This window comes from Pseudoalteromonas sp. PAR1, assembly GCF_947311895.1.
Classification (GTDB): Bacteria; Pseudomonadota; Gammaproteobacteria; order Enterobacterales; family Alteromonadaceae; genus Pseudoalteromonas; species Pseudoalteromonas lipolytica_C.
In genome coordinates this window covers 1-25255 of sequence record NZ_CAMZMY010000037.1, presented here as the reverse complement: position 1 = coordinate 25255, position 25255 = coordinate 1, and the positions used below count along the sequence as shown (strand labels likewise).

Here is a 25255-nt window from a genome sequence, read left to right as displayed (position 1 = left end):
AATTTGAAACCGAAGTTTCACTTAACTCTCTGCTACGTTGTTCAGCGCCTTTCGTTGCTGTCCGCCGTGTCAGTGGGGTCGCATTATAGGGAGATCTAAAAACAGATCAACACTTTTTTTTGATCTTTTTACTGTTCGCTCAAAAAGCGAACTAAATTTACCGAAAATAGCAAAACAGGTTGCGATTATGGCTGTTTTTTAAGCCAATATTCATAATTTAATGCAAATTTCATTGCTATGTTCATTTAACTCGTTAAGATAGCAAGTTCACAATGTTAAATTAATGTTTATTTCTTGTTTATTGGTAGATCAAAATGAAATTACCCGATCAAAAATCTTTTCTTTTCTCCGTTATTCTTGCTGTATTAGGGTTTGTTGTTGTTAAGTTTGTATTTGCGAGCTTAGCGTTAGACCCAGCATTGCTATTTGGTGCAGGCTTATTAATTGGTGCTTTAGTTATCGCAGCTCTTTCATCAACGTCAAGTGAGGAGGCCGAAGTAAAAACAAAAACACTTTATGTTGGCAACCTACCTTATCGTGCAAATGAAGGTGTTGTTCGTGCTTTATTTGAAGAACAAGGCAAAGTGTTCAACGTACGTTTATTAAAAGATAAAAATACAGGTAAACGCCGTGGCTTTGGTTTTGTTGAAATGGCTGAAGTGGATGCAGATAATGCAATTAATCAATTAAATGATAGTGAGTTCCAGCAACGTACTTTAAAAGTACGTGAAGCAAAACAAAAACAAGAGAACGAGGCTAATGGTTTCCGCGAGGGATCTGATCAGTCAGCGTAATGAGTTCTACACTTAATTGCGAATGACAAATAGGAGCCGTTGCATAATAGTGCAGCGGCTTTTTTTTACCTGTTGTAAAGGTAAGGCCACGTAAAGAGATTAAACTCTCAACCCGCTTAGCAATCGCTTTGCCTGAATCAATAAGTATAATCCGTTGTTTGTAGTAATTACTAATCGCGCTGGCAAGTAATGGAAAGTGCGTACAGCCAAGTACCAACACATCTATCTCTTCTGCTATCGCTAAATCACTCAATACTTTTGCAAGCTTTGCTTCATTAAGTATCTGCGTATGAAATAGTGCTTCTGCAATTTCCACCAGCGTCGTTGAACCATATAAGCTGACTCGAGTGCCTTGGCTATGAGTACTAATTAAGTTTGCAGTATAGCGGCTCTTGGTTGTTGATGGTGTTGCCAATAACCCGATATGTTTACTTTTACTTATAGCGCACGCAGGCTTGATCGCTGGCACTACACCAACAACTTCTATATTGGTATAAGGTCGAATTGCCTCTAAGGCTGATGTTGAAGCGGTGTTACAGGCTATTACTAGTATATCTACCTGCAGCGCTCTACTTTCTATAAAGCAAAGTAAAGCAAGTAAGCGGTCAATAATGGTTTGTTGGCTTTGAGAACCATAAGGTAATAATGCATTATCCATGAAATAGCTATAATCAGCATTTGGGATCAATGCTTGGATCTGTTCAAGTACAGTGGTTCCACCTATACCTGAATCAAACACCATAATATGGACTGACAAACTGCTTACCTCGGATCATCAAAGGCCAGCAGTTTGCCATGCAGTTTTAGAAAAAGAAAGTTGCGGTTATGAGTCTTGCTCAGAAGCTGAACGCAACTTGTTCATTTGCTCGAACATTGATTTGGTATAATCAACTAACTTACTGACTTCCTCTTTGTCTTGATTCAACCATTGTAAGATACCAGCTAGTTCATTTTGCAAACCTATGTCGCCGGCTTTATTAAATGCCTGTTTTAGGTCGTCATTAAACGGCGCTATTTTCTCGGCGACTTCTTTTTCAGGAGCTGGTTTATATTCTTCATAGCCTTTTATCGCAGCCACTGTTTTGGTTTGTTTCAGATCCATCGTAAAGCCAACGAGTTGTTCATTACCTAAGTTCAACTCTTTCGCTTGTTCAAAGGCTTCTTCTAATGAACCAGAGAAGAATGTCTCACTGACACTTTGCAAGTCTTCCATCAATTCATTGATAGCTTGTTGCTCTTGCTCATTTAAATCACCATTGACTGTCATCGAAAATGACAAGTCGCGTGATTGCGAAGATTCACTAACAAACGCTTCGTTATCGCCATTTTTACTATAGCTACTTGCCGATTTACTTTCATAGGCATCTGCAAAGCTAATACTTACTTCATCACCTTCAGCCGTTGTAAAAGTGTATTCTGCGTTATTACTTAAACTAAGGTATTGGGCTTGGCTTACTGAAACTGCGTTAGGTTTAGGGTTGAATAAATCATCTTCTAGCTCATCTATACCTTTATAGATGCCTTCTTTAGATTTTTCGATGCCTTCTTTTATATCATCATTAAGAATGCCTGACTCTTTGAGCTCATCATACGCATCGTCGATACCCATTTGCACACCTTTGCGTGCATCACCTAGCATGCCTTTGAGTTTTTCATCATCAGCACCATCGGCTTTTGCTTTGCGAAGTGCGCCGCCAACAAAGTCGAGTACGTTTTTAACGATCTCTTCAAAATCAAATAGCGGTTTATCTTTTTTCTCTTCAGCTTTAGGTAAGCCAAGAGCTGCAGCTAGTTTATCATCAAGAACTTTTGCTGCCAGCTCTCGCCCGCGTTGCTGATAACTGTCTTGACGATTTTGAATGGCAGGCTGCTGCAGTGCCTGTTTGCCATTGTATTTATTCACATTTGTATTAGGTATATAGCCTAGATTGCCAATTTTCATGATCCGACTCCATGTTATGGTTATCTCATTATCGGCCAAAAACCACATAACTTAAGTTTTTTGTATAAAAAAACGACACCAAAATAAATAACAAAACTAGACAAATCCTCAGCGCTCCCTACAATAGCGCCGTTATAAAGCTAAGAGATAAAAGGTAATCAGCCATGGCGGTTATAAAAATTGATACAACTCAATACGATGCACAATTGAGTGAGAAAGAGCAGCGCATCACTAACCAGTTTCGACGTTTTGGAGTTGAAAAATTAGAGGTGTTTGGCTCTGATCCTATTCATTACCGCCAACGTGCAGAGTTTCGTGTATGGCATGAGGGTGAAGACTTATTTCACATCATGTTTGATCAGCAAACCAAAGAGAAAATTCGTGTTGATGAGTTTGACCCTGCAGCACCTTTAGTCGGTGAAGTGATGCAAGCCATGATCGAAAACTTAAAGGGCAGCGAAATTCTGCGCCGTAAGTTATTTCAAATTGATTACCTTTCTAGCCTAAGTGGTGAAATCCTCGTTAGCTTGTTATATCACAAACAATTAGATGAGCAGTGGTTACAAGCAATTAAAGAGCTGAAAACAAAATTAAGCGCACAGTTTAAAATTGATTTTATTGGCCGTGCGCGTAAGCAAAAAGAAGTGATTGGTAACGATTACGTCATTGAGCGTCTTAATGTAAACGGTAAAGAATTAATTTATCAACAAGTCGAAAATAGCTTTACGCAACCGAATGCGAAAGTGAATATCAAGATGCTAGAGTGGGCACAAGCACTATGCCAGCCACTTAGCAATGACTTACTAGAGCTATACTGCGGGAATGGTAATTTCTCAATTGCCCTTGCGGGTTCATTCGACCGTGTATTAGCCACAGAGATTTCAAAATCATCGGTTTACTCAGCGCAATACAATATCGCGCAGAATAAAGTTGAGAACTTAGATATCATTCGTATGTCGAGTGAAGAGTTTACTCAAGCGATGAAAGGCGAGCGTACTTTCTCTCGTTTAGATGGCATTGACCTGACAAGCTATAACTGCCAAACAATCTTAGTAGATCCACCACGCGCAGGCATGGACACGCTAACGTGTGACTTAGTTGCTAACTACGACAATATTATTTATATCTCGTGTAATCCAGACACCCTTGAGCGTGACCTTGATCACCTATGTAAAACCCATGAAGTAAAACGTTTTGCGATCTTCGATCAATTCCCTTATACCCACCACATCGAATCAGGTGTGTTTTTGCAACGCAAATAAAATCATTTCTCTGCCAGCGCAGCAAATAGCGCTGGCAACTGCTGCTCGCTGTAGACTGCTATATTATTGTCGGTTAACAGCTTTGCAGTTAATCCCATCCCTGAAATTTTCTTTCCAGAATGACTACCATCGTAAATAGTATTGCGACCGCATGAAGGACTTGATTCTTTTAATAACGCATAACGAATGCCCTGCTTTTGACAAAGCTTAAGTGCTTGTTCTGCGCCGTAAGCAAATTGTACAGTTACATCCTGCGAATCTTTGGTAAGTACTCTTCCTGCTTTTATTTCTGCAGGCGGTCTTGGCGTGGGCAGCCCACCAGCTACTTCAGGACAGAATGCGATGAGCCTTCCCTGCTGTTTGAGTGTTTCTAAGCCTGGATGAAGTAAATTTTGCGATTGCCCATCATAACGAACAGGGTTTCCTAATAAACAACTTGAAACTAATAATTTTTGCATGTGCTGTACCAACAAAAAAGCTCCGCGAACGGAGCTTTTATTTTAATTAAGCTAAGCTTACTTATCTGCTAGGTAATTAATTAAACCAGCCATGCTTTTAGCATCGCTAATACCTGAGTCTGCACCTAAAATTAAACGATATTTACCATTAACGATAAAGGTTGGAACACCTTTTAAAGCACCTTTTTGTTGATAGTACTCTTGATCACGTGCCATTTTAGACGCCATCGTGCGTACAGAAAAACTGTTGTAGTACTTATCAAAGTCTTCTGCTGTTACACCTTGTGAAACGAAGATGTCTTTCATATCAGCTAATTCATTAATGCGTGCACGCTTGGTATGAATATGGTTAAAGATAGCAGCTATAATCGCCTCTTTTTGTGGAAGGACGGCAGCAGCAGACATAGATTGCGCTAAGATAGTTTGAATTTCTGGGTCACGAGGACCAACAAAATTCACTGAACTTTTCTTAAAAGTGATTTTTTTATCTAATAACGGCTTTAGTTCTTTTACAACCGGTTCAAAGTTATTACACGCGGGGCAATAAAATGAAAAGAACTCTTTTACTTCTGGCTTTTTAGAAGCGCGTGCATCAATTGTTTCATAATGCTTCCCTTCTTCGTATTGCGCTGCCGTTGCATTAGCCGCTAAACCTAGCGTCATAGCCATAAATGCAGCCTTTACTAACTTGATCATTACTTCATCACTCCAACATTATTGTTTTAATAAAAATGCGACTAACTCATCAAGCATCTGTTGGCTCTTGATGGTATTTAAATTAATTTTATATTTATCATTAACGATAAAAGTAGGTACACCTGTTAATGCGCCCATCTCTGAGTACTGCTGTTGCTTGTCACGCATTGCCTTCTCTGCGCTGATCACTGGCATACTCGCAATATCAGTATCAAACACGTCACTTGTAATACCGTTAGTGGCCAGTAATGCTTTAACATCTTTTAGGTCTTGAAGCAGTACACGTTGCTTGTGGATGCTATTAAAAATTTGGTCAGCAACTTGTTCACCTTTACCATGCTGTTTAGCAATTAGGTAAGCATAACTTAGGTTACTTTGTGTTTGCTTTGAAACACCACCTAAAAAGTTAACATGGCTTTTTACAAACTCTGTGCCTTCTGGCAATTTAGACGCAAGCGCTTTTGCAACTGGCTCAAATTGAAAACAATGTGGACAATAGAATGAGAAAAACTCTGTAACTTGCGGCGCTTTACTTTTTTCAACGTTTAATACTTCGTATTGATTTCCCGCTTCAAAATTCGCTGCTAATGCTGCGAATGGTAAACATAAAATAAGTAGACTTAACTTTAATTTTTTAAACATTGTTTTCTCGTCTCTAATTAAATTTAAAATTTATGGTAATAATTTTAACGGCGCTTCTTGTAACGCTGCAAGTTGTTCTTTTAGGGCTAATATTTGCTGTTCCCAGTATTTGTCTTCAGCAAACCAAGAAAAGTTCCGAGGAAATGCCGGATCATCCCATCTTTTTGCAAGCCAGCCCATATAATGAACCATGCGCATCGCTCTGAGTGGCTCAATTAACTTTAATTGGCTGTGATCAAAGTCACAAAATTCTTCATAAGCAGCCACTAAGGTGTCTAACTGTAACAGTTGATTGTTACGATCGCCACTGAGCATCATCCATAAGTCTTGAATTGCAGGACCTTGACGACTGTCATCTAAATCAACAAACATCAATGCATCACCCGACCACAATATATTTCCAGCATGACAGTCGCCGTGCAGGCGGATAGTTTCAACATTTTTATACTGCTCAGTGGTTTCTTTGATAACTAAATCTAAAATAGTATAAAAAGGGTTTTCAAGTGACATGGGCACCAAGTTACTTGCTTGTAACTGAACTTTAGCTGTCTGTAGGTATTCTTCGCAACTGATCACCGGACGATGTTTAAAAGGAGCGGCTTTTGCTACTTGGTGCATTCGTCCGATTAAACGGCCAAGCACATCGAGTTGATCTAAATTATCAACTTCAAAAATTCGACCACCAACACTTGGAAACAAAGCAAATAAATAACCATTATGTTCAAATAAGCTTTGCCCATCTTTTAGCACAGGTGCAACAACAGGCACCTCTGCATCGGCCAACTCAAAGGCAAATGCATGCTCTTCTAAAATTTGCTCTTTACTCCAACGCTCAGGTCGGTAGAACTTAACGACATAACGATGACCATCTTCTGCTTTAAATTGATAAACACGATTTTCGTAGCTATTTAAAGCCAATAAACCTGATTCAGCATAAATACCTATACTCTCGACTGCATCTAAAATTGAATCAGGCGTCAGGTCAACAAAACTAAATTTACTCATAATGTCTCATCATATAAAAAAAGCGGGAAAACCCCGCTTTTTATTCATCTGCTCAGTGTACTGAATTATTGTCCTTTAAAGAAGTTACTCGACTGCGAAATCTGCACATCTGGCTGACCATCAACAGAAAGTATAAATTCGAACTTAGTCATCGGTTTCTTCAAATCATAGGGATCAACAACCAGTGACAAAGGTACGTTATACGATTCGCCAGATGAAACGGTAAAACTTTGCTTACCTATGTATTCAAAGTTATCTAACCCTTCAACACTAATATTAAACGTCTGGTCGTACTGAGCTTTATTGATCACTTTTAGTGTGTAGGTGTTTTCGACCAAGCCGTTAAAGTCAACTCGGTATAACTGATTACGGTCGCGAATAATGTCAAAATCCATTGGTTTTCGCATCGCAATATTAGTGATCAAAGCACCGGTTAAGATTACTAAAATAACGAGATAACCAATTAATTTAGGACGCAACGCATGAGTTTTATTATCTGGCGTTTCTAAATTGCGCTCTGTAGTGTACGAAATAAGCCCGCGTGGATAATTCATTTTATCCATTACTCCATCACATGCATCTATACACGCACCACAGTTAATGCACTCATATTGTAAACCATTACGAATATCGATACCGGTTGGGCACACCTGCACACACAAGTTACAGTCAATACAATCACCTAAGCCAAGCTCTTTTGGATCTTGTTTACGTGAACGTGGGCCACGGCTTTCACCGCGCGCTTCATCATAACTTACCGTGAAGGTATCTTTATCGAACATCGCTGATTGAAAGCGTGAATAAGGACAAATATGTAAACACATAATTTCACGCATCCAACCCGCGTTACCATAAGTACATACCGCAAATACCGCTAAACAAATATACGAATACGCTGTTGCATCAAGCGTAAACAGATCAGGTAGTAGCTGGCGAATAGGTGTGAAGTAACCGACAAAGGTAAAGGCGGTATAAAGTGAAAATAACCACCAGCTGGTGTGCTTCGCAGTTTTACGCCAAAATTTATCAAAGTCCATAGGACGCTGATCAAGCTTTTTACGTTGGTTGGCACTACCTTCAAACTTTTCTTCAAACCAAATAAAAATAAAAGTCCAAACAGTTTGTGGACAGGTATAACCACACCAGACACGTCCATAAAAAGTAGTCACTAAGAATAATGCAAACGCTGCCAGCATTAAAATGAAAGCAAGGATAGTCAAATCTTGCGGCCAAAGCGTCAACCCAAAAATATTAAATTTCTGACCTACTAAATCAAACAATACAGCTTGTTGGCCGTGAAAATTAATCCAAGGAAGAAGCATAAACGCAAGCATGCCTACAAAGCCAATTCGCTGCCTTAGTAATTGATGTAAACCTGTTACAGCTCTTACATAAATTCGGTTACGTGGATTAAACCTATCATCAAGGGAAGCATTTTCCGGTTTTTGGATTTTTACTTCCGTTGGGATATTTTTAACTTTAATTTGTTTATCCATCAAAATTCCTCAACGCCACTAGGAAATATGTTTTTCATTTATAGGCTTGCAAAATCAACTAAGCAAATCAGAATACATCTCATTACATTCAAAGATTTCTGAAACTTCTAACCTATCGTTGCTATTATACTCAATCTATAAAAAATTTCAGGTTTTGATCTCACCTATTATTTTTAACTATTTAATCTTATCTGCTTGCTTTTAAAACAACCATTTTATTAAACTTGTCACTAAACCTCCTTTACTTAGATCAAAGATGATTGTGTTATGAAAAAATTTCTTATTTTAGTGCTTATTGTTTTAGCATTGTTCACGATTGACCACCCTTTGATCAAAGAGCCTAGAGAGCGCTTATTAGGCGATGGCATAAGCTTGCTTTCTGATGCTAGTAAAGTAAATCGAAGCCCAGCGGCTAATCTAGCTAAAAGTAATATTAAGACCCAACTTAATTTATCAAACTCTGAGCTAGAGTATGTTGAAGACACATTTACAACCGATGAAAAGCTGCAAGTATTCCATTTGCATTACTGCCGAGAAAAAGATATTAATTTATACTTTTACGGCGAGCGCCTAAACCGCGTATGTAGTATTGTCGCAAATGCATTGGAAGAAAGGTTAAACAAGTAGTGGATTTTTCAGCGCTTAATAAAAGAACGAGTGACTCATTTGCAAAGCAACGCAATATGCTAAAAAAGCTGAGCAAAGGACAAACCTTGTACTGTGAAACTTGTAAAGGTGCCCTCACCTTAGATTTAAAAACAGATCAACCAGGTAAAGGCGTTGTGCGCTGTGCAAAAGGTTGCACAGATATTCTATTAGAGCTGGGTTAATTCCAGCCCTCATCATTATAAAGCTGACTATTTACCGCAGCCACCTCTATTAGTTCAGCAAAACCAGTGGCAAACTCATTCATTACTTCATATTGCTGCTGGCAAAGCTGTCCTTCAGATAAACCATTTTCGGTTGCAATAGCGGCGATTTCAGTACTTTCAATGATAAAAAAACCTAAGCTCTGTAAGGCGGTTGTTAATGCTTCTTTGAGCTCATCGGCTAAGTGCGGCGCTCCCAATAGCTTATTCAGGTAGCCTTGTGCTCCGTTTATGAAGCCTTGGCTCCAATGCTGGCATTCTTGAATATCTAAATAGTCCTGTCCTTGTGAGCTAAATTGCAAGCTCACAGGTAATGAAAAGCCGGTTTCAAATACTTGTTCACTAATTTTTTGATACAAGGCCATAAAAGCAAACAATACTTGCTCATCCATTTGCCCATCACAGCCTGGCGCAATTTCTTCTAACCACTGATGAACATCAAGCGGCTCTGGTGCGCAAATTACTGCAAACAAATAGCCTTGGGTTTGCGCTAATGAAAGAGCATTTTGTTGCTGTGCCAAAAATTGACTCAGTAAATCACTTTGCTGCTTTGAAAACTCAGGTAATTGCATATTGTTCTATTAGTCCAGTTTAAAAGTTAAGCGGATATCGACCTTCATTATCTGCACGTCCAAGAAACTTTGCAGCATCATGCACTTCTTTTGGTAAGCTTGCCTCTGGTTTAATATAACCTGCAACTTTAAAATCTAAATTCGCTTTTAATGTTGCATCGGCTTCAAGCCCTAAACGATTATCAGGATCAACCAGTACTGCAATATCACCTGATTTACAACTTAAGCGACCACTTAACGGACCAATACTGAACCAGCCATTCATCCCTTGCACATCAATATTAGGACTGGCAATTTCACCTGCTAAGCTGTCACAGTAAGGCTGACCAGAACTGTATTCATCTAGGTCAACAATCACACGTCCTTGAGCATTAATGGGTAATGGCAGCTTTAGGCGCTCCATTGCACGCTCAACAGTTAAACGTAAGGTGGTATTTTTAACGGTGACTGACTGATTAAATAGCCCATATGAAAAGTCTGCGCGGCCAGAAATATCAGCCTTATCACGTGGGTCTCCAAAGCGAACAGTACCTACTAACTTACCTGTAAATAGTGACCAGCCCGATAATTGCCAACGAACATTATTTAATTGTTCACCATCAAAACGCACTTGCATTACACGGCCGTCCCACAGTGAGCCACTGGCTTTACCCAACTGCAATTGTTTTGGTAAATGAGGTGCCGCTAAATCGAGTGCAACACTGGCGGGTGTTTTAATAAGCGTAAACACCAAAAAACACATCACAAACACAGTGATTAATAAAATAATTTTTTTCATCGCTTACTTCTCTAGTACCAAACGACTTACACGCACAAAGCCCGGCTTGTCATCTTTACTTAAATCTAAATTTTCGATGAGAACCCCTTGCGAATTGACCAGCTCATCAAGCCACTCAACAAGTTTATTAAATTCAACAGAATCAATTGTTAAGCGTAATGAATTATCATTTGGTTGCATTTTGCTAATCGTGATCTGATAACGGTTACGAGTACTGTTGACAATTTGACTTAAATTGCGGTTATTGGTGACTCGCGCGCTACCACTGGCTTTAAGCTTGACGATACTGTCATCTACCCAAGCAAGTAGTTCTTGCTGCTTAATATTGTCTTGTTCAGCTTTTTCTATTGCTGTATTGAGAGGCCTGAACACACCCATTACCAGCACAAAAATCACAAACACAACGCCAGCAACCATGACAAGTTGCTGCTCTTGTTCTTTTAATGAACGCCAATAATTAATTAATTGGTCTTTCATGCAGCACCTCGCAACTTAATTTCACCAACGACATAATCGCCATCATTATTCAAGGAACCTTGATCAACCGTTAAACCACGTTGTTCTAAGATAGCTTTCACCTTGCCAAATGATTGGAAATCTTTGCCTCGCGCACGAATACGTAATTCATTGCGGCCATGATCATAACGGAGTGTCTCTGGGGTAAAATCTTTCACTTCTGCAAAGATTGCAACCAGATCATTAGTTAAGTCTAAGAAACCTGCACTGTTTCCGCCCTCAATAAGTGCCAGCTCGTTACGAATTTGGCTTCGAATTAATTGCGGACGTACCTTTTTATTGGGAAAAGCACGTTGATAATTTGAGACGACTTCTGCTTTGGTTGCTTCTAGTTGGCTGTTAAGTTTATAAAGTTCGAGAGACTTAACACCTACACTACACACTAAAGCGATGCCAGCAGCAATCGCCGCTTTTTTCCAATAGCCCCACCAAATAGCAGATTTTTTCTTTAGCTGGTAAATACCTTGACGTAAGTTAAAACTTACTTCAGGTAATTGCTTTGCAAACAAGGCTAAAGGCAAATCATACTGCTCTGTTTTGGCTGTCAGTGTGACCGTGTCTGGAAAGTCAGTTGCCGGGCTAAAATGAGCAACACTAGGATTACCTATAGCGGTTAAATAACCGTGCAACCAACTCTTTTCTACAGCTGCTATATGCCAATCACCAAGCTTACATAACCACTGACCATTTAACTCTACAGCGCGAAGCTGAGTATGATCCTCAACGCGTGGCAACAATAATGCGTCAGGAAGTACTTTAAATACTTCAATAGCGTGCTCACTAAATTGAGCTAACCATTGCTCAAACCACTCTCGGTCAGTCATCGCAATATTAATTGCATGCTTTTCTTCGATAGTTGTTGGCTCAGCGATTGCGATAAATAAATCGTCGACATCGCAAGCTATTTCTTCTTCTAGCATGTAAGGAAGTGCTTGCTCTAGCTTACGACTCCACTTAGTTGGCAGTGCTACTGTTTTTAATTGCACTTGGTCGCTTGGCAATAGAACAGCGACCTCACGTGATTGTGCTTTTTCTGTTAGTTCACCAAGATGTGCCGCGTTGGCAATATCGCCACTAGCAATTATTTCTTCTTCTGTTGGTGAGTAAATAAGCCAGTTAAGGCTGTCTGTTAATGTATGACCCGTACGGATCAACAATATTTCTGTCACTGTACGCCTCCAAATTTTCGCGCCAGTATCGTTACTTTACCATTATTGGCATGGAGTAAGGTGGTCATCGAAAAACGCAGCTCTGCAAATTCAGCCTGCGTTTGTAGTTTAAAGTATTCACTGTTGATGGTGAACAGGCCTTCAACTGCTTTCACATTCTGTGCGCCCTGTTGATTTACCTCTTCAAAAAATGCTTCTAAATCATCAAAGCCTTTTTCAGGGCGTGATGATAAAACGGTTTCTGCGCCAGAAAGACTAAGCCCCTCAATGAGTGAGCTTAAAATAATCGCACTTTCTGTCGGTAGCGTATTTACATTAATAGCCATGAGTTCACTACCTGGGATCACACACACAAATGGTAGTATTTTTTCCATCACTAGTGGGTTAAAACCTTTTATTAAACGCAGTTCAGATGGAGAAGCGAAATAACTGTTAGCTGTCATATAAGGATAATCTCGCGATAAGTATTCGTCTTCTTCGGCACCTGAGCGATAGGTAATGCTATCAGCATCTAGCCAATCATAAACGCTATCAGCCATGGCTTCTTCTGACTCATCAGAGGGTAAATCCTCTATATTCTCTAATAGTGCTAAGAGCGCTTTATGTGCTGGATTTGTTTTGTTATTAGGATCTTTTTCTAGGTCAGGTTCAGCATGCAATGCATTCAAATTTAGGCACGCCTGTAAATCTGTGATTGTCCCAGTTAACATGCCATGATCAACTGGATAAGGAACCCCTCCTTGTTGTGCCCACGCTTGCCCTAAATGTGTTTTATCTGGATCATCTTCTTTAGCTTGTTTTAGCGCTTTAATTGCTAATTCTTCAGCGGCAAACGCATACCACTTTGCTTGCTGATGATTTTGAATATTGCTGCTGCGCTGTACCTGCACCATTAAATTAGCACTCATTTCGACAGCTAACATAGCAGCAAGCGCTACAATAAATAACACAATCACGAGTGCAGCACCTTGAGAGCGTTTAAAACTAATCATGGCTGACTATTCGCTCCTTGTGTTGAGGTCGTAACTTTACCTTCACCTGGCACTAAAAATACGCGACGAATTGGCTCTTGCTCAATTTTTTTAATGGTGACGGCAACCGCTTTAGGAAGTGCTTTTATTTGCCATTGCTCTTGCCACTCATCTTTATCATCTAAAAACTCAAACTTAAGTTCTTCAATATCTTCTAGAATCACTTGAGAGCGTGGTTCAATATTATCTAATTGATCAACATAAACGCGGTAAACACGTTCTAAGTTATCATCAATAACGCGATAACCAACAGCTTGTAATTCAGAGCGTGGCAGTAAGTTTATTGGGTTAACCCAGCCATCTCGTACAAAGCCGATGCCATCGTATTGGCTGTCTAATACATAGCGCCCTGCTAAAATGTACGTATCTTGAAAATCACCGGCTTCATTGCGCACTTGGCGCTTAGTCATCTGACTAAAATCTTGGTCCATCAGCCGAAACAATGTTTGTAAACCGTTAAGTTCAGCAATGGTTTCATCTGAGGCATCCTTGGCTTTGGTCGTCGAGTCTAAAATTTGATGTGTTGAGAGCACCACGAAAGCTAAAATGCCCATGGCAATAATCACTTCAAGCAAAGTAAAACCGCGTTGCTTCACTACTTATCACCTTTATTTAAATAAGTAGAAAGCTCATAAACTGGGTATTCTAACTTTTCATCTGCAAATACATTAATAGTCACTTTAACAAAACTTTTGTCAGCAGTTGGCACGACATCTTGTCGCCAATACCAGTCAAAACCTGCGAGTGTCTGCGTCCCTTTTGTGCCGTTCTTCCCTGCCCACTTTTCACCTTTGGCACGTTGCTCAACCATGACATTTTCAGCAACCCATGATGCATATGTTTGCTCTTCTATCGACGAAAGATGATTAATGTGCTCACCAGTCGCCTGCATAGCGGCAATGCCCGCCATTGCGCAAATAGCGAGTGCAACCATTACTTCTAATAACGTGAAACCTGTTGATTTAATCATTATTCTGGCTCCCTACGAAGCTTAACAGGGGCCATGAATTCGCCTTCAATAAAGTATTGCGGCTCACGCTCATCTTTAAGCTCATAAACCAATTGAAACGCACTCACCTCGCCAGAAGAGAGTATAAGCACTTGCGGTATTTTCAGCTTTTGTAACTCAAGTAAACTATCTTCATCACCGCCACTCATTAACTCGCGCCAGTTAGACTGCTCAAGTAAGTTTTGTTCAGCCCATGCTAAATCATCAAGATTTAGTGTTAGCTTAAACCGTTCATCGACTTTAATTGGTGCAAATAGTTTTTCACGGTCAAAAGTTATCCATTTTTCACCATCAAAAACCAAAAATTCAAGTGTTTCTTTATCAATATGAAAACCGAGCTCAACTTGATTCAAGATGGCGAACTCAGATGCCATATTAATCGCGGTATGTATTTTGAGCGCTTGTTTTTCGAGTTCTTCCTCTGCCCCCCCATCGAAACTATAAGCGACCATTTTGGTAACAAAGCCAATTACCACAAGCACCATTAAAATTTCGATGAGGCTAAACCCTTTGGCACTGCCTGCCCGAGAAGCCAAATGCAAACGACCAAGGCTTACCATAACAGTAAGCCTTGTTCAGTAATAACATTGAGCAAATGGCTAAGCATATACATTATTGCTTTTCTTCATCCCAGTTACCGATATCATCATCAGTGCCGGCTTCACCATCCGGACCCATCGAGAAAATATCAACTTTACCGATTTCTCCTGGGCTGATTAGCTGGTATGGATTACCCCATGGATCCTCTGGTAGCTTTTCAAGAAACCCACCATCAGGAAAACGCTTAGGAATAGGCTCAATACTCGTTTTAGTAACAAGTGCTTCAAGCCCCTGCTCTGTCGTAGGATACGTTTTGTTCTTAAGCTTATAGAGACTTAACGCATCTTCGATTTGTTGAATATCTAGATGTGCTTTGTCGATTGCTGCTTCTTCTTGCTGCCCCATAATATTTGGTGCCACAATTGACATAATCATACCGATGATAACCAGTACCACCATGACTTCTAATAATGAGAAACCTGACTGTTTGTTCACAAAAAATACCTCTAACTTACTTCAATAAATTATTATAGAGCGACAGTAATAACTGCTACTCTACCGTTCCCTGATTTAAAGACCTACAGCTTTATTCATTGCCATAATTGGTTGCAGTATCGCCATTACAATAAACAAAACAATAACAGCCATTGAAGCTATCATCGCTGGCTCTAAGAGCTTTAACGATACATTAACCATGCTTTCAAACTCGCGATCTTGGTTGTTTGCCGCGCGTTCTAGCATTTGTTCCAATTCACCTGATTTTTCACCACTGGCAATCATATGTAGCATCATCGGTGGAAACAGCTTCGTTTGCTGAAGTGCAGCACGAAGGCTGGCACCCTCACTGACACGCGTTGCTGCATCTTGCACCGATTTTTTCATTTTTTCGTTCACTAATACCCCACCTGAAATACGCATTCCTTCAAGTAAGGGCACCGAACTAGATGATAAAATACTTAATGTTCGTGCAAAGCGGGCAGTATTAACACCTCTGGCTACTTTACCAATACCCGGTAAATACAACACTTTTTCATCAAACCAATAGCGAATATGCGGTCGTTTCAGCGCCTGCTTTATGCCTACCGCTAGGGCTGTTATGACCACCAAGCTAATAAACCAGTAATTTTGTACAAAGTTACTGGCCGCCATAACCCATTCTGTAGTCCAAGGTAAAACTTGCTTAGACTTTTCAAATGTCTTTAAAATCTTAGGCACTACAGTACCGAGCAACACAGATACGATAGCAATTGCAAATACAACAAGGATAGTCGGATACACCATCGCTTGTGTTATTTGACTACGCATATGCTGTCGTTGTTCAGTGTAATCAGCTAAACGATTAAGAACTTGATCTAAGTGACCTGACTTTTCACCCGCTGCCACCATTGCGCGATATAAATCATCAAACACATGCGGAAACTCACTCATGCCATCGGCAAGCGTATAGCCTTCAACTACTTTTGAGCGTACGGCCATCAACATGCGCTTTAAGCGTGGCTTCTCACATTGCTCTGCGACCGCCATTACAGCCCCTTCCACAGGTAAAGCCGATTGAATCAAGGTGGCAAGCTGACGGGTAATTAAAGCTAAATCTGAGGTGGAGATCTTTGGCTTAAAAAAACCACTAAAGAGAGACTTTTTAGCCCCTTTCACTTGTTTTTCGCCTTCTGCCGCAGCAACAACCTCTAAAGGCATTAGGCCTTGATCACGCAAAGTTTGGCGAATTTGTTTTACCGTATCGGCCTCAAGAATGCCTTTTTTCTCTTTACCTTTACCATCTAAGGCTCGGTACTCAAACGCTGCCATAGTTAACCTTCCTCACGTGTTACACGTAAGACTTCTTCTAAGGTTGTACGGCCAGCTAATACACGGCTACAGCCATCCTGACGAATACTTGGGCTATGCTTGCGGATGTATTTCTCAACGCTTTGCTCACCTTTACCACTGTGGATCATTTCACGAATTGTTTCATCAACAACTAATAATTCATGAATACCTGTACGACCGCGATAACCGTTAAAGTTACACTCTTCACACCCTACAGCTCGATAAATTGTTGGTGGCTCAGCAGGGTTTACACCCAGTAGCTGACACTCACGTTCATCGGCAATGTGACCTTCTTTACAAGTATTACATAAAGTACGCACTAGGCGTTGCGACAATACACCAAGCAGGGACGAAGAAAGTAAGAAAGGCTCAACACCCATGTCTTCCATACGTGTGATTGCACCGGCTGCCGTATTAGTATGCAGAGTCGACATTACTAAGTGACCAGTTAATGACGCTTGAACACCTATTTGTGCTGTTTCAAGGTCACGGATCTCACCAACCATTACTACGTCAGGGTCTTGACGAAGGATGGCACGCAAACCGCGTGCAAAGGTCATATCTACTTTAGTATTTACCTGAGTTTGACCAATACCTGGGATCTCGTACTCGATTGGATCTTCAACGGTAAGAATGTTGCGATCGCGTGAGTTGATTTGGCTCATACCCGCATACAAGGTGGTACTTTTACCTGAACCTGTAGGACCGGTTACTAAGATAATACCGTGCGGCTTACTGATTAAATCAGCGAACAATTCACGGTTACGCTCAGTCATCCCTAAATCTTCAAGATTCAAGCGCGCATTATTTTTATCAAGTAGACGCAGCACGACACGCTCACCAAAGCTTGATGGCATCGTTGATACACGCACATCAACAGCACGACCAGCAATACGTAAACTAATACGCCCATCCTGCGGGATACGTTTCTCTGCGATATCGAGTTTTGCCATAACCTTAATTCGCGACACTAACAATGAAGCGAGTTTACGATTAGGTTTTAATACTTCTTTTAAAACGCCATCAACCCTAAAGCGAATAACAAGTTCTTGCTCGAATGTTTCGATATGAATATCCGAGGCACCTTCTTTAATTGCTTCGCTCAGCATCGCGTTGATCAGCTTGATGATTGGTGCATCATCATCACTAGCCAAAAGATCTTCAGTTTGCGGTAATTCATCGGCCAACGAGAATAAATCAACCTCGTTACCAATATCTTCCATCATTTGTTGCGTTTCAGAACTATCACGCTGGTACGAAGCCTCTAGCAATAGCTCAAATTTATCATCTGGTAATTGCTCTAACGAAAAACCATGACCGGCAATACGACGTACTTCAAGCAGGGCATCTAGGTTTAACTCACCGCGATAAAACACAGTCCAGTTATCTTGATTTTTACTTAGCAATACGCCTGTGCGACGTGCATACGAGAACGGCAACCGCTTCGTTGGCAAGCTAACAAGATCATCACTTGTTAAAAGCTCATCATGAGTAGTTGTCGTGTCATGGACTAACTCGTCATTAATCTCGGTAATTGCATTAGTCATCGTTGCGCTCATTCGCGTTTTGTTGTTTTAGGTACTCTTCGTAAGTTGGCGGTAATACCAAAGCGTCATTCCATTCAGGAAGGATTGGTGCATCCGTCAACGGCATTAAATCAATACCATCTTCTTTTTGTTTGTGTTGTTCACCACGAATAAAGTTATATTTCGAGTGGCTTAATTTATTCATGCTAATGCCATCGCGCACAATGGTAGGACGAATAAATACAATCAAGTTACGCTTGCGTTTATTTGTACTCGTTGAACGGAATAAATGACCAAGTACAGGAATATCACCTAACAATGGCACTTTAGAGACACTTTCTTGCACGTCTTCATCAATCAAGCCGCCTAGTACAACCATGCCACCATCATCAGCCATAACCGTAGTTTTAATTGCACGTTTATTAACTGAAATATCAACCGCTGTAGCACCACTTACGCTTGAAACTTCTTGCTCAATCGTTAATTGAACTGCTGAGCCATCATTAATTTGCGGTGTTACTTTAAGTTTTACACCCACTTCTTGACGTTCAACTGTTTGGAATGGATTTGCGTTATTTGAGCCTGTTTGCGAGCCTGTGATAATCGGTACTTCTTGACCAACAATCATTGATGCTTCTTCGTTATCCATGGTCGTTACAGACGGGGTAGCAAGAATATTAGAGTTAGTATCGGTTGAAACAGCTTGGATAATTGCACCCCAGTCGTTTTTAACAATACCCATGGCTAGACCGTTAATACCGCCTAGCAATTGCCCTAAAGGACCTAAATCACCTTCTACAGTTTCTTCATATGGCGTTGTATTACCAGTCTCACTGCCTGTAATCGTTTTTTGTACCGTTTTATCACGTGCTTGCTCAGCTGCAACAGCTAACGAACCAACAGGCACTGTTGTGCCATTGTTGAACTGCATCATCCCGCCTTGCTCTGAAATCCACTGCAAGCCTAAATTGATTCCATCAGCTTCTAACACTTCAACGATAATAGCCTCGACAAGTACCTGCGCTCGGCGTACATCAAGACGGTCTATTACTTGTTCAAGTGAGCGCATGGTATCTGGCTGGGCAGTAATAACCAGCGAGTTAGAATCTGGGTGCGCTTCAATACTTGTTTCGTTTTGGTTGCGCGTACGAGTCTTAGTTCCACCACCTTGCGCATCTTCTGCTAGCGTTTTACTCACACCCTGTAGTACTTTTACAAGATCTTCAGCTTTTGCGTAGTTTAAATAGATAACCTTGGTATTACCTTGGTTTTCAAGCTCTCCATCTAAGCGACTGATAAGATCAACAGCACGAGTTCGTGCTTGTGCTTCACCACTGACAATCACACTGTTAGTACGTCCATCAGCAACAACTTTAGGGATCAAAAACTCTGGAATGCTGCCTTTGCCACCATCTTTGTAAATATTATCAACAACAGACACTACATCGTCTGCGGTAGCAAATTTAAGTTTTACGATATCAACGCGTTTATCACCCGCTTGGTCAACTGAGCGTATAATTTCCACTAAGCGGTTCACCGATGCAGCATGGCCTGTCAACATCATCACGTTTGCAGCATTAAAGTTAGCAACATGGCCACCATCTTTTTGGTCATTAAACTGACGAATGAGTGGGCCTAATTCTTGTACACTAACATTCTTCACTCTAACGACACGCGTCACCATCATATCGCCACTGGCTTGATTATCTTCAGTGATCAAAGGGACGTTTGATTTTTTTGCGTCTGAGCTTTTCTCAATCTTGATAATACCGTTATCCATTTCTACCACTGAATAACCGTATACTTCGAGTACATTTAAGAAGAACTGATAATAGAGTTTTTCATCCATTAATTCGTAGCTGCGCACATTCACTTTACCGCGCACACTAGGGTCAATAATCACCGTTTTATTTAGGTTTTTACCCACGATATTAATGAATTCATTAATATCTGTTCCCTTAAAGTTTGCTGCATATTCAACAGCAGAAACTGAAAGCGATAATCCTGTTAATAAAAAAAGCGCTGCATATTTTGCTAACCCTTTCTTAATTTTTCTGAGGTGTAGCGCGTGAACCATTCTATAAAAACTCCAAAGCTAGTTATTGCAGGCTAAATTGCACATCAATTTGCTCACCATCGCGTTCGATAGTGATGCTGGCGTCAGTACTATTTCGTAATTCGTTAATTGCTGACATTGCCTGTTTTAAATCGTTTAATTGATAGCCATTTATTGCAATAGCTAAATCATTATTCATTAATCCCATTTGCTTAAATAGCGCAGGGTCTTTTCCTGGGCTCAAGCGGTAGCCCACCAATTCACCGTCTACCATCGCTTGAGAAACACGAATGTAGTCAAATAATTTCCCTGGATCGTCTAATACTTCTTCGCGGGTCTCGATAAGAGCGTCTTTTACCTCTTCGTCTTCTGTCGCGTTAATTTGTTCAATTTCATCAAGCTGAGGACCATCCATTAAAGCTGGCTCTTCACGCTCTGCCAATACTGGCATAGATACTGTTTTAGTGAAGTCGAGTCCATCTAGCATTAGAGTCTCGAAACGGCCATTAACATCTAAAATGACACGGTCAGGTAATACCTGAGCTAGCTTTGCGCGAGTGCCTTGAACAGCATCATCAACCACATAAGTTTCTTGTTTACCCTGTGATTCAATTATTGCAAGACCAGCTTGATCATTTTGACTTACCGCAACAATTCCAGTCAGATTTATACTGAGGCGAGTTTCAGGGGCATTGTTAATAACTTTATTCTGTTTTTTTGTATCATTTTTACTTTCGGCTACTGCTTTACCGAATAAATTTTGCTCAATGATTTGTCTCGAGTTTACGGTTTCAACTCGTTTTGAAGTGGTATAGGCGCTATTGATTGGCAATGCTTTGGTATCAGGCTCCGGCCAAACTAGCCAAAACAACTTTGAAGATAAAAATGCAATATAAACAACAACTAACAGCACTACAAGTGCACTTAGCTTGGCGTGTGGTAAGCCGTTTAAAAACTGTCTAACTTGTTGTAAGTGTTGTTCCATATACTCTATTTCTTTTTTTAATTTACAGCTTGATAGCTGGCCTATAGTACCTTTTCATTTTTCATTCAACAAGCACACCTATATTAAACTTTGTAAACGAGGTTATTTTGCAGAACAAAGCAGGTAAGGAATAGCTATGACTATTTCTTTGTTATTAAGTTTCATGGTAGATTTTGTCTATATATTAGCAGCTTTAAAAGAGCACAATTGTGTCAAAAGGTAACACTCAGCAGTCGAAAGATACTAAAGATGAGTTAAGCGTGCGCCTTGATAAGTGGTTATGGGCTGCCCGCTTTTACAAAACTCGTTCAGTCGCACGAGACATGGTGCAAGGTGGCAAAGTACATTATAATGGACAACGAACAAAACCCAGCAAAATCGTCGAAGTGGGTGCAGTCGTAAAACTACTGCAAGGAGTCGACGAAAAGGTTGTGATAATAGAAAAGATCCTTGAAAAACGTCAAGGCGCCCCCATTGCACAAACCTTATACCAAGAAACTCAAGCAAGTATTGAGAAACGCGAAGCAAATGCTATCGCCCGTAAGAACAACAGCTTCTTTGCTCCACATCCTGAGCGTAAACCAGATAAAAAGCAAAGACGTGAACTGTTAAAACTGAAATCAAGTTAGGTAATGCAACTCATGCAACAAGATTTACTTCATCGTTATATATTTGATCAGCTTGATGTACGTGGTGAACTCGTACAAATTGACAAAACTTATCAAGAAATGATCGCGAACCATAATTACCCTGTTGCAGTGCAAACACTGTTAGGTGAATTGCTCGTTGCGACATGCTTATTAACAGCCACATTAAAGTTTGAAGGTGAAATCGCCGTACAACTACAAGGTGATGGCCCTGTAAAATACGCTGTAATTAATGGTGACGATAAACAAAATATGCGTGGTGTCGCTCGCCTGCAGGGTGAAGTAACAGGCAACACTATTAAAGAACTAATTGGTAATGGCTACATGGTTATTACTATTACACCTACAAAAGGCGAACGTTACCAAGGTATTGTGCCACTAGAGCACGATAGCTTAGATAAATGTCTTGAAAACTACTTTGAACAATCAGAGCAGTTAAAAACACGCCTTTGGTTTGCAACTGAGGTTACAGCAGAATCAGCAAAAGCTGCTGGCTTATTTTTACAAGTATTGCCTGTAAATAAAGAAAAGTCAGTTGAAGACTTTACGCATCTTGAAGCTATCAGTAATACCATCAAAGATGATGAATTATTACACTTAGATGCAAACACAGTACTGACTCGTCTATATCATGAAGACAACCCGCAGTTATTCGAGCCACAAGCAATCAATTTCCGTTGTGGTTGCAGCAGAGACAAAACTATTGCTGCACTCGTTAATGTAGGCCAAGACGAATTACTTGCAGATGTAAAAGCAAATGGTGAAGTGAAAATAAGCTGCCACTATTGCTTAAAAGACTACATTTTCGATGAACAAGAAATAAAGTCTATTTTCAATTAAAACTGCAACTATAATATTATTATATTAAAAGCCGCACTGAGTGCGGCTTTTTTATTAAAAAAAGTTTAAAAACTAATGATACCGGTGTCATGGAAAAGTGACATTTTATGACACCGGTATCATTGAAATTATTCATGTTTTTTGCCAAATATATGCCTTTTTAAGCCCTTCAGACACTCGAATATCCCTAATCCTTCTGTTACTATTCTTTTAGCAAAAGGGAAAACTAAGAACCCCAGAGCTATCCCGTTCAATCTCTCACAATTTAGGTATAAACATGACTGCAAACGCTACTAGTTTTGTTGATCTTACTGCAGCTGAACTTGTCGAACACGCTATTCGTCGTGGCGAAGGGACTCTAGCCGCTAATGGTGCTTTTGTTGCAAAAACCGGTGAACGCACTGGCCGCTCTCCAAAAGATCGTTTTATTGTTCAAGAGCCAAGCACTGAAAACGAAATCCAATGGGGCAACGTAAACCGCCCATTCGATGCAGACAAGTTTGACGCGTTATGGGCACGTGTAGAACAACACGTGAAAAGCAACGACCACTTCATCTCTCACCTAGAAGTTGGCGCTGATCCTGAGCATTATTTACCAGTTGTAGTAACAACAGAAACTGCATGGCATCACATTTTTGCCAAAAACATGTTTATCGAACCACAAACATACAATACTGCTGACTTCCCAGAGTGGCAGGTCATGAACGTACCTTCATTTGTATGTGACCCAGAGCGCGATGGCACTAACAGCGATGGCACTGTAATCATCAACTTCGCACAACGTAAAGTGTTACTGGCTGGTATGCGCTACGCAGGCGAAATGAAGAAATCAATGTTCTCTGTTCAAAACTTCCTACTTCCTGCAAAAGGTGTATTACCAATGCACTGTTCTGCAAACGTAGGTGAAGCAGGCGACACAGCCTTATTCTTCGGTTTATCTGGTACAGGTAAAACAACATTATCAGCGGATCCTACTCGTTTCCTTATTGGTGATGACGAGCACGGTTGGGCACCTGGTAGCGTATTTAATATCGAAGGTGGTTGTTACGCGAAATGTATCGACCTATCACAAAAGAACGAACCAGTTATTTGGAATGCAATTCGCTTCGGTACAATCTTAGAAAACGTGGTACTTGACGAAAACCGTGTACCAGATTTCCATGATACCAGCCTTACACAGAACAGCCGTGCAGCTTACCCTCTAGAGCACGTTGAAAAACGTAAAGTAGAAAACCGAGCTGGCGAGCCAAAAGCCGTTGTATTCTTAACATGTGACGTGAGCGGTGTGTTACCTCCAGTTTCAGTACTAACTGAAGAAGCTGCAGCGTACCACTTCCTTAGCGGTTACACTGCGAAAGTTGGTTCAACTGAAATCGGTTCAACTAGCGACATCGAGTCTACATTCTCAACATGTTTCGGTGCTCCGTTCTTCCCACGCCCTGCAGGCGTTTACGCAGAGCTTCTAATGAAGCGTGTACGTGAATTCGGCGCAAAAGTATACCTAGTTAACACAGGCTGGACTGGCGGCCCTTATGGTACTGGTCAACGTTTCGATATCCCAACGACACGTGCTGTAGTTGATGCCATTGTATCTGGTAAACTAGCTGACGTAGAAACTCAACATATCGACGTACTTAACCTAGATGTGCCAGTGGCAGTACCTGGTGTAGACAGCCAACTTCTTAACCCAATCAACACATGGGAAGATAAAGAGAAGTACGCAGAATACGCAAACAAACTAGCTTCAGACTTCACTGAAAACTTCGCTAAATACGATGTTTCAGAAGCAATCAAATCAGCAGGTCCAAAAGCTTAATATCAAGCTTACCTTCAGATTTAAAAACGCCAGCTATATGCTGGCCTTTTTGTTTTTGGATCATGAGTTAGCGAGAGTAGCGTTTGAAGTCTGTCGTAGGTTGGGTAGAGCGTAGCGAAACCCAACATCAATAGAGCTTTCAGCCGCCAGCTGTCAGCCGCGCGGTGGAGGTGTTTTGTAATGCGTCTCCATCTGCCGGGGGCTGTAGCTTCTAGGCTCTAGGCAAAGTGTACTTGTAGGAATGGCTTTAGCCATGAATGTGTTTGTTCTGGTCTAGATTCGGCACTGAAGTGCCTACTACGACGTTTTGTTGCTGAGGGTGACTCAGTTACTTAACAACCCGGTAGATCAACTAACATCTATTTTCTGACACCTGACATTCTCATCACGTAGGAATGGTTTCTGCCATGAATATGCTTGTTATGGTCTGAATTCGGCACTGAAGTGCCTCCTACGGGGGGTGTTGCTGAGGGAGGCTCTGTATTAAACAACCACACAGTTCAACTTTACCCTTGCTAACTTGCAACTCACTAACTCGTGTTGGGTTTCGCTGTGCTCTACCCAACCTACCTGGAGAATGAACAGGGAGTGCTGAGGGAGTCTCTGTACTAAACAACCCCACATTTCAACTGACGTCTGACGGCTGAAAGCTGACAGCTCTAAACGCAAAAAAGCCCGACTCTTTCGAATCGGGCTTTCTTTAATTTGGAGCCTGGCGATGTCCTACTTTCACATGGCAAATGCCACACTATCATCGGCGCTGTTTCGTTTCACTACTG

General features: G+C 40.8%; 27 protein-coding genes. 7 read left to right on the top strand and 20 right to left on the bottom strand.

Features of this window, described 5'->3' with window-relative positions; all coding sequences use genetic code 11:
- Positions 1–314 precede the first annotated feature (314 nt).
- Positions 315–794 (top strand): RNA-binding protein, encoded by a 480-nt coding sequence (locus tag QL229_RS19855; RefSeq protein WP_253040154.1) that lies wholly within the window; start codon positions 315–317, stop codon positions 792–794.
- Here the strand turns inward: QL229_RS19855 and murI are convergent.
- Both murI and QL229_RS19845 read right to left on the bottom strand, forming a co-directional pair.
- Positions 757–1551, bottom strand: a complete 795-nt coding sequence (murI, locus tag QL229_RS19850) for a glutamate racemase (RefSeq protein ID WP_138558760.1) — start codon at positions 1549–1551, stop codon at positions 757–759. The two genes, QL229_RS19855 and murI, sit on opposite strands and share 38 nt — an antisense overlap.
- A 66-nt stretch (positions 1552–1617) precedes the next feature.
- Positions 1618–2736 carry a DUF5610 domain-containing protein gene (locus tag QL229_RS19845; RefSeq protein WP_138558761.1) on the bottom strand — a complete coding sequence of 373 codons (1119 nt, stop codon included), beginning with the start codon at positions 2734–2736 and terminating at the stop codon, positions 1618–1620.
- 164 nt (positions 2737–2900) lie between these two features.
- Between QL229_RS19845 and trmA the strand changes: the two genes are divergently transcribed.
- Positions 2901–3998: a tRNA (uridine(54)-C5)-methyltransferase TrmA gene (gene trmA / locus QL229_RS19840; RefSeq protein WP_135922825.1), complete on the top strand. Its 1098-nt coding sequence runs from the start codon at positions 2901–2903 to the stop codon at positions 3996–3998.
- A 2-nt stretch (positions 3999–4000) separates the two neighbouring features.
- Here the strand turns inward: trmA and QL229_RS19835 are convergent, their stop codons facing one another.
- The 5 genes from QL229_RS19835 to ccoG form a co-directional block, all read right to left on the bottom strand.
- Positions 4001–4456 carry a DUF523 domain-containing protein gene (locus tag QL229_RS19835; protein WP_281547332.1) on the bottom strand — a complete coding sequence of 152 codons (456 nt, stop codon included), beginning with the start codon at positions 4454–4456 and terminating at the stop codon, positions 4001–4003.
- Between the two features lie 57 nt (positions 4457–4513).
- A complete protein-coding gene (locus QL229_RS19830; RefSeq protein ID WP_281547331.1) occupies positions 4514–5152 on the bottom strand; it encodes a thiol:disulfide interchange protein DsbA/DsbL in 639 nt (212 codons plus the stop codon).
- 18 nt (positions 5153–5170) lie between these two features.
- The gene (locus tag QL229_RS19825; protein WP_138558764.1) at positions 5171–5794 is read right to left on the bottom strand and encodes a thiol:disulfide interchange protein DsbA/DsbL; all 624 of its coding nucleotides are present in this window, start codon (positions 5792–5794) and stop codon (positions 5171–5173) included.
- 30 nt (positions 5795–5824) lie between these two features.
- Entirely contained in the window at positions 5825–6799 is a 975-nt protein-coding gene (locus QL229_RS19820) for a serine/threonine protein kinase (RefSeq protein ID WP_135922829.1), read from the bottom strand.
- A 65-nt stretch (positions 6800–6864) separates the two neighbouring features.
- Positions 6865–8295, bottom strand: coding sequence for a cytochrome c oxidase accessory protein CcoG (gene ccoG, locus QL229_RS19815; RefSeq protein WP_138558765.1), 1431 nt, complete (start codon positions 8293–8295; stop codon positions 6865–6867).
- Positions 8296–8562: 267 nt separating this feature from the next.
- Here ccoG and QL229_RS19810 point away from each other — a divergent pair, with 267 nt between their 5' ends.
- Both QL229_RS19810 and QL229_RS19805 read left to right on the top strand, forming a co-directional pair.
- Positions 8563–8922, top strand: coding sequence for a hypothetical protein (locus QL229_RS19810; RefSeq protein ID WP_135922831.1), 360 nt, complete (start codon positions 8563–8565; stop codon positions 8920–8922).
- Positions 8922–9125, top strand: a complete 204-nt coding sequence (locus tag QL229_RS19805) for a hypothetical protein (protein WP_135922832.1) — start codon at positions 8922–8924, stop codon at positions 9123–9125. The genes QL229_RS19810 and QL229_RS19805 overlap by 1 nt, the downstream gene beginning before the upstream one ends.
- Here the strand turns inward: QL229_RS19805 and QL229_RS19800 are convergent.
- The 13 genes from QL229_RS19800 to gspC form a co-directional block, all read right to left on the bottom strand.
- On the bottom strand, positions 9122–9736 hold the full coding sequence (locus tag QL229_RS19800; protein WP_281547330.1) for a UPF0149 family protein: 615 nt from the start codon (positions 9734–9736) through the stop codon (positions 9122–9124). The two genes, QL229_RS19805 and QL229_RS19800, sit on opposite strands and share 4 nt — an antisense overlap.
- A gap of 19 nt (positions 9737–9755) precedes the next feature.
- Complete coding sequence (locus QL229_RS19795; RefSeq protein ID WP_135922834.1) at positions 9756–10514, bottom strand: type II secretion system protein N; 759 nt, start codon at positions 10512–10514, stop codon at positions 9756–9758.
- A 3-nt stretch (positions 10515–10517) separates the two neighbouring features.
- A complete protein-coding gene (locus QL229_RS19790) occupies positions 10518–10991 on the bottom strand; it encodes a type II secretion system protein M (RefSeq protein ID WP_135922835.1) in 474 nt (157 codons plus the stop codon).
- Positions 10988–12199 carry a type II secretion system protein GspL gene (gene gspL, locus QL229_RS19785; protein WP_281547329.1) on the bottom strand — a complete coding sequence of 404 codons (1212 nt, stop codon included), beginning with the start codon at positions 12197–12199 and terminating at the stop codon, positions 10988–10990. The genes QL229_RS19790 and gspL overlap by 4 nt, the downstream gene beginning before the upstream one ends.
- Positions 12196–13191 carry a type II secretion system minor pseudopilin GspK gene (gene gspK / locus QL229_RS19780; protein WP_281547328.1) on the bottom strand — a complete coding sequence of 332 codons (996 nt, stop codon included), beginning with the start codon at positions 13189–13191 and terminating at the stop codon, positions 12196–12198. The genes gspL and gspK overlap by 4 nt, the downstream gene beginning before the upstream one ends.
- Complete coding sequence (gspJ, locus tag QL229_RS19775) at positions 13188–13826, bottom strand: type II secretion system minor pseudopilin GspJ (protein ID WP_135922837.1); 639 nt, start codon at positions 13824–13826, stop codon at positions 13188–13190. Before gspJ ends, gspK begins: the two co-directional genes overlap by 4 nt.
- Positions 13826–14200 (bottom strand): type II secretion system minor pseudopilin GspI, encoded by a 375-nt coding sequence (gspI, locus tag QL229_RS19770; RefSeq protein WP_135922838.1) that lies wholly within the window; start codon positions 14198–14200, stop codon positions 13826–13828. Before gspI ends, gspJ begins: the two co-directional genes overlap by 1 nt.
- The gene (locus QL229_RS19765; RefSeq protein ID WP_135922839.1) at positions 14200–14799 is read right to left on the bottom strand and encodes a prepilin-type N-terminal cleavage/methylation domain-containing protein; all 600 of its coding nucleotides are present in this window, start codon (positions 14797–14799) and stop codon (positions 14200–14202) included. The genes gspI and QL229_RS19765 overlap by 1 nt, the downstream gene beginning before the upstream one ends.
- Positions 14800–14851: 52 nt before the next feature.
- Positions 14852–15274: a type II secretion system major pseudopilin GspG gene (gspG, locus tag QL229_RS19760; RefSeq protein WP_135922840.1), complete on the bottom strand. Its 423-nt coding sequence runs from the start codon at positions 15272–15274 to the stop codon at positions 14852–14854.
- 75 nt (positions 15275–15349) lie between these two features.
- Positions 15350–16585, bottom strand: a complete 1236-nt coding sequence (gene gspF, locus QL229_RS19755; RefSeq protein ID WP_253040145.1) for a type II secretion system inner membrane protein GspF — start codon at positions 16583–16585, stop codon at positions 15350–15352.
- Positions 16586–16587: 2 nt separating this feature from the next.
- Entirely contained in the window at positions 16588–18153 is a 1566-nt protein-coding gene (gene gspE / locus QL229_RS19750; RefSeq protein ID WP_235404359.1) for a type II secretion system ATPase GspE, read from the bottom strand.
- Positions 18146–20209: a type II secretion system secretin GspD gene (gene gspD, locus QL229_RS19745; RefSeq protein WP_281547327.1), complete on the bottom strand. Its 2064-nt coding sequence runs from the start codon at positions 20207–20209 to the stop codon at positions 18146–18148. Before gspD ends, gspE begins: the two co-directional genes overlap by 8 nt.
- A gap of 22 nt (positions 20210–20231) precedes the next feature.
- Positions 20232–21173: a type II secretion system protein GspC gene (gene gspC / locus QL229_RS19740; RefSeq protein WP_135922844.1), complete on the bottom strand. Its 942-nt coding sequence runs from the start codon at positions 21171–21173 to the stop codon at positions 20232–20234.
- Positions 21174–21382: 209 nt separating this feature from the next.
- On the opposite strand from gspC, the gene hslR reads away from it, so the two are divergent.
- From hslR to QL229_RS19725, 3 genes are all read left to right on the top strand, one after another.
- Positions 21383–21802, top strand: a complete 420-nt coding sequence (gene hslR / locus QL229_RS19735; protein WP_135922845.1) for a ribosome-associated heat shock protein Hsp15 — start codon at positions 21383–21385, stop codon at positions 21800–21802.
- 12 nt (positions 21803–21814) lie between these two features.
- A complete protein-coding gene (hslO, locus tag QL229_RS19730; RefSeq protein ID WP_281547326.1) occupies positions 21815–22660 on the top strand; it encodes an Hsp33 family molecular chaperone HslO in 846 nt (281 codons plus the stop codon).
- A gap of 277 nt (positions 22661–22937) precedes the next feature.
- Positions 22938–24476, top strand: a complete 1539-nt coding sequence (locus QL229_RS19725) for a phosphoenolpyruvate carboxykinase (protein WP_138558773.1) — start codon at positions 22938–22940, stop codon at positions 24474–24476.
- Positions 24477–25255: the final 779 nt, after the last annotated feature.